Below are 10761 nucleotides of genomic sequence, written 5' to 3' on the forward strand. Positions count from 1 at the left end.
GCACAGGAATTATGAATCATGGCCGTTGGTGAATATCCATTCCCTTCCATGCACCCGGTAGCAGGTGTAAAACTCACCGCTGTTTGTGCGGGTATCAAGCGTCAAAACCGTCGTGATGTCGTGTTGTTTGAGCTGGCAGAAGGCAGTACTGTTGCCGGGGTGTTTACAAAAAACGCGTTCTGCGCTGCGCCGGTGACATTGTGCAAGGCACACTTGGCAGCGGCGCCGATTCGCTATTTGGTGATTAACTCCGGTAACGCCAACGCTTGCACCGGAGAGCAGGGCCTGCGTGACGCCAAAGCGACCTGTGAAGCCATAGCACAACAAACCGGTGTTAAGCCCGAGCAGGTTTTACCCTTTTCTACCGGTGTGATTGGCGAGCCTTTACCGGTTGCGAAAATCATCGCGGCAATTCCGGAAGCCCTGGCAAACGCAACCGAACAAGGTTGGACCGATGCGGGCGCCGGTATCATGACAACCGATACGCGCCCTAAAGGTTTCAGCCAACAAATCGAATATCAGGGTAAAACAATTACCGTCAATGGCATCGCCAAAGGCGCTGGCATGATCAAACCCAACATGGCGACCATGCTGGGTTATATCGCTACCGATGCCAAAATTGCGCAGTCTTTATTGCAGCAATTAGCGCGGGAAGCTGCCGATAAATCCTTCAACCGTATTACTATCGATGGTGATACCTCCACCAACGATTCGTGTATTCTCATTGCTACTGGTCAGGTTGATTTACCCGAGGTTAACAAGCCTGAGGGTGAGTTATATGAAAAACTGAAAGACATTATTTTTGCTGCGTATATTCATTTGGCGAAAAGTATTGTCAGCGACGGCGAAGGTGCGACCAAATTTGTAACTGTTGCTGTCAATGGTGGTGCAAATCGCGATGAATGTCTCGATGTAGCTTATGCTGTTGCACATTCTCCCCTGATTAAAACGGCTCTCTTTGCATCTGATCCTAATTGGGGTCGCATTGTTGCTGCCATTGGTTATGCGGGTGTGCCCGATCTTGATGCAACCAAAGTACGCGTTCATCTCAATGATGTTTTGATTGTAGAAAATGGCGGACGTGCAACGAGTTATACCGAAGAGCAGGGCCAGGCTGTTATGAAGGGTGAAGACATTGCCATTCGTATCGATCTTGGTCGCGGCAATGTGGCGGAGACGGTGTGGACGACCGACTTGTCTTATGAGTATGTCCGTATTAATGCCGATTACCGTTCGTAACTTACTATCCAAAGCTTGCCATTCGTAACTGACTATTCGTAATTATGCCAATCAAAGTGGTTCACGTTGCCGTCGGGGCTATTGTTAGTCCCGATGGCAAAATCCTTATCGCGCGCCGCGCCGCCGATGCGCATCAGGGCGGCTTGTGGGAATTTCCCGGCGGAAAGGTAGATGCTGGTGAGACAATTCATCAGGCACTGCAACGCGAACTTTATGAAGAGCTTGATATTCAGGTTGAGCAAACAGAACCGCTGATCCAGATTCGCCACGATTACGTGGATAAGTCGGTTTTTTTAGATGTGTATAAAGTACTCGCCTTTTCCGGGGAGCCTCGCGGTGTGGAAGGGCAGCCCGTTCGCTGGGTAAATATCCCGGAGCTGAGTGATTACCCTTTCCCTGCCGCTAATAAACCCATCATTACCGCACTGCAACTGCCCGATAGCTTGTTGATTACTGGTGACTTTGATTCGCACACTGATTTTTTATTTCGCCTGGAGCGCGCCTTGCAACGTGGCATTCGCCTGGTTCAGCTACGTTGCCCCTCCGCATCGCCGGAACAATTCAGGGGCCTGGCGCAGTTGGCCAAAACATTATGCGAGCAGTATCAGGCAACATTACTCTGCAATACCACGCGGGATAACTTTTCCCGATGCGCCGGTGATGGTCTTCACCTCAACAGCCATGAATTACGAACATACGAATCCCGCCTGATCGATGATTCAAAATTATTAGGCGCTTCGTGTCATAACGCAGAAGAAATTCTGCAAGCGCTACGTATAGGTGTGGATTATGTATGCCTGTCACCCGTCGCCCCGACATCTTCGCATCCGAATGCGGCAGTATTAGGATGGGAGAAGTTCGCGGAGCTGGTGCAAAATACAGGTGTGCCGGTGTTTGCATTAGGTGGAATGGATTGCGATGATATTGAGATTGCAAAAGCCCATGGTGGACAAGGCATCGCAGCCATCAGTTGTTTTTGGAACAAATAGTTTTTGTTGAACATCTTGTCGGATTACGCCTGCGGCTAATCCGACCTACTCGATACTCTCACCCGTAGGTCGGATTAGCAAAGCGTAATCCGACACCAAGCTGGCCAATCGACCCATTCTTGCAGCTCGGCAATAACTCAATCAATCCCTCTCATCATCCTCATTCAAATCAACCTTCTCCCCCGGAATCCGATGCCCCTCACTGGCCCATTCCCCCAAGTCAATCAACCGACAACGGTCACTGCAAAACGGGCGAAACGGATACTCATCCGTCCAGTAAATCGTTTTCTTACAAATAGGGCAGGCGAGCTTGAGCGGTTCTTCATGATCAGTATTCGTCATAACAGCAGTATCAATGTGAAGTGAGTCGGTTTATATCCGACAGGGAAATTAACAGCCGGTTCGTGTCAGGTAAGAGAGTTAGTCAGTGTGAAGCTAACGCCATATACCTCTGATGTAACGTCTTCACCTGCGCATCCAACTCCACCAGGTCACCGTGGTTGTGAATAATATCATCGGCTCGGCTGATGCGTGCTTCGCGATCAAGTTGTGTTGCCATAATCGTTTTGATCTGCTCACTACTATTACCATCCCTGCTGCTGGCTCGCGCGATTTGCAGCGCCTCGCTGGCATCAATGACCAGCACGCGATTTACCAGTTCGTGTTGACGGGTTTCCAACAGCAATGGCGAAGACAGGATGACATAGGGACTGTCTGCGTCCGCTAGCTGCCGACGAATTTCCTGGTTAATCAGTGGATGTAATAACCCCTCAAGCCAACGCTTTTCTTCCGGCTGAGAAAAAATAATCTTCCGCAGCAAAGCGCGGTTTAAATGGCCATCAGCCGAAACAATATCTGAACCAAAACGTGCAGCGATATCAGCCAGCGCCGCTTGGCCAGGCTCAACCACAAGGCGCGCAACCTCATCGGCATCTACCACCACAATGCCGAGCGCCTGGAATCGGCGGGACACTTCCGACTTACCGCTGCCGATGCCGCCGGTTAAGCCAACAATTAATTTTTGTTTCACAGCAGTGATCAAAGATCAGGGAGAAGTAAAGAGTTGCAGATAGGTGCGATTAATATAATCACCCCACAAAAACGCGATCCAACCAGCAATGGCCAGGTAAGGCCCAAAGGGAATGGGAATATTTTTATCCCGCCCTCGCAGCACAATCATAGCAATACCCAGCGCAGCCCCCACAAAGGACGACAATAGGATAACCTGCGGCAGCATCTGCCAACCCATCCAGGCACCCAGCGCACCCAGCAATTTGAAATCCCCATAACCCATGCCTTCCTTGCCGGTTACCAGCTTAAACAGCCAATACACCGACCATAAAGACAGATAACCCGCAATCGCACCCCAAACAGCATCCTGCAAGGGCACAACCAGCCCAAAACTGTTGATGATCAAACCCAGCCACAAGAGTGGCAACGTAATATCGTCCGGCAGTAATTGGGTATCAACATCAATCATGGTCAGCGCAATCAGACACCATGTGAACACCAGCGCTGCCAACCCCAAATAACTCAAACCGAAGAAATAAATCACCACCGCCGATAAGATGCCGGTAACCAGTTCGATGATTGGATAACGCAACGAAATTGGCGTTTTACAGGCCGAGCATTTCCCACGTAGGAATAGATAGCTGATAACAGGGATGTTTTCCCAGGCACGAATGCTGTGATTGCACACGGGGCAGTGGGAAGAGGGGAAGGCGAGGTTGAAGTGGGTAGAGTTTTCTGCAGAGGCGGCATCGCTATTATCCAGCAAATCCGTACACTGCTGTCGCCATTCCGCCTCCATCATTTTCGGGAGGCGGTAGATGACGACGTTTAGGAAGCTGCCGATTAATAAACCAAGCACTATTGTGACTAAAACAACACTGACAGGGTAAAGCTGTAGCACCTGAATAACATCTTGCATATTTAAACAACTTGACCAATTTGGAAGATGGGCAGATACATCGCGATCATTAATCCCCCGACTAACACGCCCAGCACAGACATGATCATTGGTTCTAATAACGAGGTTAGGCTGTCGACCATGTTGTCGACCGCTTCTTCGTAATATACCGCGACCTTATCAAGCATTTCATCCAATGCCCCAGATTCTTCGCCAATTGCAGACATTTGCACTAGCAAGGTTGGAAAAAGGCTGCTTGTGCGAAGGGCAGTATTTAACTGAATACCAGTTGAAACATCCTCCCTAACTTTTAATATTGCGTCTTTGTAAATACGATTGCCTGCTGCGCCTGCTACGGAGGTAAGTGCATCAATAAGCGGTACACCTGCCGCGAATGTAGTTGCTAAAGTGCGCGCGAACCGAGCCATTACAGATAAATAAAGGATTTTTCCTACAATAGGAATCCTTAATACATATTTATCGACGACGTAAGCAAAACTTGGGGATCTTCGAACTGCCTCTTTAAAGAGAAAAAAAGAGCCTGCCATACCAACCAATATTAAAAACCACCATTTTTGAGCTAACTCAGATAGGTGAAGTACGAATAGGGTAAACGCTGGTAAATCCGCCCCAAAGCTGCTAAATGTTTCAGCGAATTGGGGCACCACTTTAACTAACAATATACCAGTAACAACGATAGCTACGACTATTACCGCGATAGGATACGTCATTGCCTTTTTAATTTTTGACTTCAGTGCTTCTGTTTTCTCTTTATACGTGGCAATTCTATCCAGCATAGTCTCAAGTGCACCAGATTGCTCTCCTGCTTCAACTAAGTTGCAGAATAGATCATCAAAATATTTGGGGTGTTTGCGCAACGATGGAGCGAAACCGGTTCCTGACGCGACATCGTCTCGTATATTGAGAACCAAGTCTTTTAAACTGGGATTTTCCAGTCCGTCAGCAACAATATCAAAGGCCTGTACTAATGGTACCCCCGCTTTCATCATTGTGGCCATTTGTCTTGAGAACACAGCAATATCTGCAGGCTTAATAGCTTTTTTACCACTGCCAAAAAGAGGCTTAGGTTTTTTATTGACTGTCTTTGCAGATATTCCTTGCTTAAGCAGCTGTGCCTTTACGATAGCAGCACTTGTTCCGTTTATCTCACCCTGGATTCGGTTTCCTTTCCTATCTACCCCCTTATAGATATAGATGCTGGAAACATTGTTTTTCTTGGCTTTCGCTATGGCGGAACTTTGTGCCTTGGCTTTTTGTGTTGTTACGGTTGCCATCGGATTAATCCTTGGTTACTCGGTTAGCTTCTTCGAGACTGGTAAGCCCCATGGCAGCTTTGCGTAGGGCAGATATTCGGAGGTTGTTAAAGCCAGCGTCCTTGGCTGCTTTGGCAATCTGCAACGAGTTGCCACCTTCCATTATAAGGCTCGCAATGGTTGGTGTTATGCGAACCACTTCATAAACACCCACCCGTCCTTTATACCCTTTGTTGCAATTACTACAACCTACAGGATGAAATAACTCTAGTTCCTCTCTCGTCATACCGATCTCATCAAAACCTTCTTCCCTCAAAATTTCATCAGGAATATCGGTGGCAGGTTTTTTACAATGGGGGCATAGTCGGCGGGCGAGGCGCTGGGCGATAATCAAGCTTACACTCGTCGCTACGTTAAAAGCAGGAACACCCATATTGAGCAGGCGAGTGAGTGTTTCTGGTGCGCTGTTTGTGTGGAGCGTTGAAAGAACGAGGTGCCCTGTTTGAGCTGCTTTAATAGCAATCTCGGCAGTTTCTAGATCTCGAATCTCTCCGACCATAATCACGTCGGGGTCTTGGCGAAGGAAAGACCGAAGGGCTTCTGCAAATGTCAACCCAACTCTGGCATTCATCTGTACCTGATTAATCCCTTCAAGGTTGATCTCTACCGGATCTTCCGCCGTAGAAATATTGGTCTCAGGTGTATTTAAAATATTCAGTCCAGTATATAAAGAAACTGTTTTACCGCTACCCGTTGGGCCTGTAACCAAAATCATTCCTTGTGACTGAGCCAAAGCATCTAAATACAACTTTTTCTGCGTGTCTTCATAACCTAAGGCATCGATGCCGAGTTTTGCAGCGCCCGGGTCCAGAATCCTGAGAACAACCTTCTCTCCAAATAGCGTGGGTAAGGTATTAACCCTGAAGTCTATTGCCCTGCTTTTGGATATCTTCATTTTAATTCGACCATCCTGCGGAACACGTCTTTCAGAAATATCCATCTGAGACATGACTTTAAGTCGTGCAGCCATGCGGGTCGATAGGTTGATCGGTGGCTTTGCCACTTCATGCAGAATGCCGTCCGTCCGAAAGCGGACGCGGTAAGCTTTTTCGTATGGCTCAAAGTGGATGTCCGAGGCTCCAGCCTTAATTGCGTCCAAAAGGACCTTATTGATAAATCTCACTATAGGGGCTTCATCTGCCTCCGATGCTCCCTTGTCATCTGCGCCTTGTTCATCGACAGCTTGAATATCGAGATCATCCAATCCGTCCTCGTCCAAACCGCCCAAAGTGTCGCCTATGGACTCTTCTTGGGCATTCAGAAACTTATCTATCGCCGTCGAAAGCTTATCAGCCTCTACAAGTATGGCTTCAGTATTGATACCAGTATTGAACTTTATCTCATCAAGCGCGTGCAGGTCGGTAGGGTCTGCCACAGCTATAAACAGCCTGTTGCCTCTGCGTGCAAGTGGAAGCGTGTGATGTTTGCGAATCAGCTTTTGATCAACCAGGCCAGCAGGAATCGACTCTTTATTTAGCGCATCTAGATCAAAAAGCGGTGTACCGAACTCGTCTGAAGCAATTTTGGCTATAGTTCTTGCGTCAAGGATGGCGCTAACGACAAGATGTTGCACAAAAGGAAGCTTGTCTCTATTTGCTTGTGCCAGAGCCTTGCGAGCCATCTCTGAATCTATTAGTCCGTCGCTAACAAGGCGTCTTGCAAGGCCGCTAAGAGATGGGGCAGGGCTATTCATTGGTCGTGTCCTATATATTAGCTGGGATGCCAAGGCGTTAACTGTAGATGAAAGAATGCCGACCTGTCATCTGTTGCAGGTGCTTCAATGCTTCGATTATAGAGCAAGAAGTGATGCTTCGTATGTCCCTGTACTTTTATATGAGGTGGAGGGGGAAGTGGTGACAGAAATTGTCAGTTTTTGACGATGTTTGCGGCTCCGTTCGCGCTATCTTTCCATGCTCTGATAAATAACTACCAATCATTTCCTGACAGGTAGTCCGGTGGTATGACTTTTGCTGGGGTAGACGTTGTTTACGTTAGTTTATCTATTACAACCCGGAGATAGAACATGAAAAAAGTACAACAAGGCTTTACCCTCATCGAATTGATGATCGTGGTGGCAATTATTGGTATTTTGGCGGCTGTTGCTCTGCCTGCATATCAGGATTACACCATCCGTGCGAAAATGTCAGAGGTAATTGGCTTGGCTGCAGCGGCAAAAACAAGTGTGTCTGAATATTACGTAAGCATGGGGCAGATGCCTACATCCGCTGCTGTGTCTGGTGTTAACACATCTCCTGCACAAAGTACTTATGTATCAGCTATTGCCTATACTCGCACTAGCAGCACAGTTGCTGATATCACGTATACAATTGCTAATTTGAGTCCTGCGAGTGGTGACTTGGAGTTTCAGGGAACTGGGTCGGCTAATGGTGTTCAGTGGATATGTAATGGGACTGGCACATCTATTGTTGAGAAATATCTTCCTGCCAACTGTCGTTAATTATAGATATTATGATAAAAGGCTCCTTCGGGGGCCTTTTTTATTTGAATAAAAGAAATATGACTGAATTGAATCGAATACAAGTAACAGCATTTGTCGTGCTTGCTTGCGTAATGGGTGTAGTGTTTTTCGCATACCAATTGGGCGTGGATGGGCCATTTTTATTGGATGACTTCAATAATCTTAGTCCGATAGCGATTGGTGGTGGTGTGGATAGTCTGGCGGATATGTTGCGTTACACCTTTGGATGGGATGGTATGGATTTTTCTCGTCCCGTCTCTCGACTCAGCTTTCTGCTTGACGATCAATATTGGCCCAGCTCACCGGAGCAGTTTAAGGGTACCAATATAAGTTTGCATTTGGTTAATGGGCTATTGGTTGCCCTCTTGATATATAAGCTATTGTCGCAAAGATATCATCCAAAAGAAGCGACTTGGATCGCTGTTATATGTTGCGGGCTTTGGCTGGTCAATCCTCTCAGTGTTTCAACGACCCTTTATGTGGTCCAAAGAATGACGCAATTGATGTTATTCTTTATGCTTGTTTCGTTGCTGTGTTACATCCACTTTTTGCTTTCCAAGAAGCTGCTTAGTCAGCTTATCTGGCTAATCTGTGCTGGGTTGTCTTCTGTCTTATGCGTTCTCTCTAAAGAAAATGGAGCTACTGTATTGGTTTTCTATTTTCTGATTAACTTTTTTTTCTTTTATCCCCATGCTGAGCGTAAAACTAAATTAATTTTTTCTGCCGCCTTGGCGAGTGTTTTTATTTTTGCTTGTATGTGGATGTTCTACCTAAATGTGACGGGCGACACCTATTCAGGAAGAGAATTTACTCTTACGCAAAGATTGTTGATTCAGGGAGAGGTGTTGGCTAGGTACACCCAGTTTTGGCTTGGTTTATCTGGCGATGAACTAACTATTTTTCACGATGATGTCGAGTGGAAGATTAAGAATGTGGGGGTGGGGCTGTCATGGACATTTTGGATGGTTCACGCTGCTGTGTTGGCGATTGCGATTAAGTTGGTAAAGTCAAAACCACTAATTTCCTTTGGTATATTCTGGTTCTACGTAGGGCATCTAGTAGAATCTTCTTTTATTCCTCTAGAGCTGATGTATGAGCATCGAAATTACATGCCCTCCATTGGATTGGCCCTAATAGGGTCGCATTTATTTTATTCTTTCTTTGGGTATGTAAAGTCGCGGGGCCTCACAGTTCTGGGGGTTGGCGTTCCGCTGCTTTATATTGCCTTTCTTTGCATAGGCTTGATACATCGATGCGCGCTTTGGTCCGATTATAGAATACTTGCATCCAAGTGGGCCGCAGAGCATCCTAATTCGCTAAGAGCTCAGGATTCTTTTATTGCAATGTTAGAAATTAGCGGCATGGAGCTTATGGCATACGAAAAGGCGAATGAAGTTTATCCCCGTTTCAATGACCCTGCTCTATTGTTGCATCGTTTAAAGCTGGAATGCTTGTTGATATCTGAGGATCAAAGGTCTCTAGTTATAGATTTGGATGAAATTGAAAGCATGGCTTTTTCTTCAGGTGTAAACTTTTATCTTAATGAGCTAATGTCTATGGATCAAAGGGGTTGTCTGGATAAATCGATTTTGCATGGTGAGTTTAACGATCTCATCGAAGCTATTGGGAATATGCGGCACTTGAAATCTAAACCCGGCTATTACGCAGTTTATCTCGACGCCGTAGCAAATTATTACGTTACCGAAAAGCGCTATATGGAGGCTGTTGTGGCAAGGGAAAAATTATGGCAAGTGCAGCCAACAATTGATACAGCGTTAAAGCTATCAGAATTATTTATATTGGGTGGCAACCCCTTGCAGGCGGAGAAATACCTGCTTTGGGCAAGGCAGCAGAATAGCGCACGCTGGTATAGTAACCCGAACGTCGATTTGGCCATAGCTAACCTTGAACGTGCCCTTGGTAAATAGCTATAGAGGAAAGAGAATGAATATTTCAATAATAATACCAGCAAAAAACGAAGCGGTTTCGTTGAGACTGCTGTTGCCTAGATTAAAACTTGTCGAGCCCTTTGAAATTATAGTTGTTGATGATGGTTCATCGGATGATACAGCGCTAGTTGCGGCAAGCATGGGTGCAAGGGTTATAAGCCACAAATATAGCAAGGGTAATGGCGCAGCAATTAAAACGGGTGCTCGAGGAGCTTTAGGTGATGTTGCTGTCTTTATGGATGCTGATGGCCAGCATCGCCCAGAAGATATCTCGATGCTAGTTGAAAAGCTAGCTGAGGGATACGATATGGTGGTGGGAGCCAGAAGCCACAAAGGGCAGGCTGGCATGCACCGCTCTTTAGCCAACCGATTCTATAATCATTTTGCAAGCTGGATGGTGGGTCACAATATTGAGGATTTAACTTCAGGTTTTCGTATCGTTCAACTATCAAAGTTTCGAGAATTTATAAGTTTATTGCCTAACACATTTTCTTATCCTACTACAATAACAATGAGTTTTTTTCGGGCAGGATACTCAGTTGCGTATATGCCGGTGGACGTCCAGCAAAGGACATTAGGGACCGTGAGTCATATTCGGTTGGGAAGCGACGGAATTCGTTTCTTATTGATTATTTTTAAAATAGGGACTCTATTCTCACCATTAAAGTTGTTCCTACCGATAAGCCTCTTTATATTCTTGTCTGGTGTGATTTACTATCTTTATACTTTTTTGACTGACGGACGTTTCACTAACATGGGGGTCTTATTGTTTAGCACATCTATTATCATATTCATGATGGGTTTAGTGTCTGAACAAATAACCAATCTTCTCTATAAAGATACTAAGGCAAATGGTTAATAG

Annotated in this window: 10 protein-coding genes; 5 read left to right on the forward strand and 5 right to left on the reverse strand. The window is 46.1% G+C overall.

The window, feature by feature from the left end; genetic code table 11:
• Positions 1–18 precede the first annotated feature (18 nt).
• Positions 19–1239 (forward strand): bifunctional glutamate N-acetyltransferase/amino-acid acetyltransferase ArgJ, encoded by a 1221-nt coding sequence (argJ, locus tag ACSV5M_RS19335; RefSeq protein WP_439178255.1) that lies wholly within the window; start codon positions 19–21, stop codon positions 1237–1239.
• A 44-nt stretch (positions 1240–1283) separates the two neighbouring features.
• A complete protein-coding gene (locus ACSV5M_RS19340) occupies positions 1284–2228 on the forward strand; it encodes a Nudix family hydrolase (RefSeq protein WP_439178256.1) in 945 nt (314 codons plus the stop codon).
• Between the two features lie 141 nt (positions 2229–2369).
• On the opposite strand, the gene yacG is transcribed toward ACSV5M_RS19340, so the two are convergent.
• The 5 genes from yacG to pilB all read right to left on the reverse strand — a co-directional run bounded on the left by yacG (position 2370) and on the right by pilB (position 7164).
• Positions 2370–2570, reverse strand: coding sequence for a DNA gyrase inhibitor YacG (gene yacG, locus ACSV5M_RS19345; protein ID WP_439178257.1), 201 nt, complete (start codon positions 2568–2570; stop codon positions 2370–2372).
• Positions 2571–2652: 82 nt separating this feature from the next.
• Positions 2653–3258, reverse strand: coding sequence for a dephospho-CoA kinase (gene coaE, locus ACSV5M_RS19350; RefSeq protein ID WP_439178258.1), 606 nt, complete (start codon positions 3256–3258; stop codon positions 2653–2655).
• Positions 3259–3273: 15 nt separating this feature from the next.
• Positions 3274–4158: a prepilin peptidase gene (locus ACSV5M_RS19355; protein ID WP_439178259.1), complete on the reverse strand. Its 885-nt coding sequence runs from the start codon at positions 4156–4158 to the stop codon at positions 3274–3276.
• A 2-nt stretch (positions 4159–4160) separates the two neighbouring features.
• Entirely contained in the window at positions 4161–5432 is a 1272-nt protein-coding gene (locus ACSV5M_RS19360; RefSeq protein WP_439178260.1) for a type II secretion system F family protein, read from the reverse strand.
• Between the two features lie 4 nt (positions 5433–5436).
• Positions 5437–7164, reverse strand: a complete 1728-nt coding sequence (gene pilB, locus ACSV5M_RS19365; protein WP_439178261.1) for a type IV-A pilus assembly ATPase PilB — start codon at positions 7162–7164, stop codon at positions 5437–5439.
• A gap of 330 nt (positions 7165–7494) precedes the next feature.
• Between pilB and ACSV5M_RS19370 the strand changes: the two genes are divergently transcribed.
• From ACSV5M_RS19370 to ACSV5M_RS19380, 3 genes are read left to right on the forward strand one after another with little or no spacing between them, the layout of a single operon-like run.
• Complete coding sequence (locus ACSV5M_RS19370) at positions 7495–7929, forward strand: pilin (protein ID WP_439178263.1); 435 nt, start codon at positions 7495–7497, stop codon at positions 7927–7929.
• A 59-nt stretch (positions 7930–7988) separates the two neighbouring features.
• Entirely contained in the window at positions 7989–9878 is a 1890-nt protein-coding gene (locus ACSV5M_RS19375) for a hypothetical protein (protein ID WP_439178264.1), read from the forward strand.
• Between the two features lie 16 nt (positions 9879–9894).
• Positions 9895–10758: a glycosyltransferase family 2 protein gene (locus ACSV5M_RS19380; RefSeq protein ID WP_439178265.1), complete on the forward strand. Its 864-nt coding sequence runs from the start codon at positions 9895–9897 to the stop codon at positions 10756–10758.
• Positions 10759–10761 lie beyond the last annotated feature (3 nt).

The sequence above is a fragment of the Cellvibrio sp. ARAG 10.3 genome (assembly GCF_051846955.1).
Taxonomy (GTDB): Bacteria; Pseudomonadota; Gammaproteobacteria; order Pseudomonadales; family Cellvibrionaceae; genus Cellvibrio.

What these genes read in the sequence shown, in the direction of transcription:
- ACSV5M_RS19360 (WP_439178260.1), bottom strand. Translation starts at nt 5,432, where the DNA reads ATGGCAACCGTAACAACACAAAAAGCCAAGGCACAAAGTTCCGCCATA.
- ACSV5M_RS19380 (WP_439178265.1), top strand. Translation starts at nt 9,895, where the DNA reads ATGAATATTTCAATAATAATACCAGCAAAAAACGAAGCGGTTTCGTTG.
- argJ (WP_439178255.1), top strand. Translation starts at nt 19, where the DNA reads ATGGCCGTTGGTGAATATCCATTCCCTTCCATGCACCCGGTAGCAGGT.
- ACSV5M_RS19370 (WP_439178263.1), top strand. Translation starts at nt 7,495, where the DNA reads ATGAAAAAAGTACAACAAGGCTTTACCCTCATCGAATTGATGATCGTG.
- ACSV5M_RS19375 (WP_439178264.1), top strand. Translation starts at nt 7,989, where the DNA reads ATGACTGAATTGAATCGAATACAAGTAACAGCATTTGTCGTGCTTGCT.
- ACSV5M_RS19355 (WP_439178259.1), bottom strand. Translation starts at nt 4,158, where the DNA reads ATGCAAGATGTTATTCAGGTGCTACAGCTTTACCCTGTCAGTGTTGTT.
- pilB (WP_439178261.1), bottom strand. Translation starts at nt 7,164, where the DNA reads ATGAATAGCCCTGCCCCATCTCTTAGCGGCCTTGCAAGACGCCTTGTT.
- ACSV5M_RS19340 (WP_439178256.1), top strand. Translation starts at nt 1,284, where the DNA reads ATGCCAATCAAAGTGGTTCACGTTGCCGTCGGGGCTATTGTTAGTCCC.
- yacG (WP_439178257.1), bottom strand. Translation starts at nt 2,570, where the DNA reads ATGACGAATACTGATCATGAAGAACCGCTCAAGCTCGCCTGCCCTATT.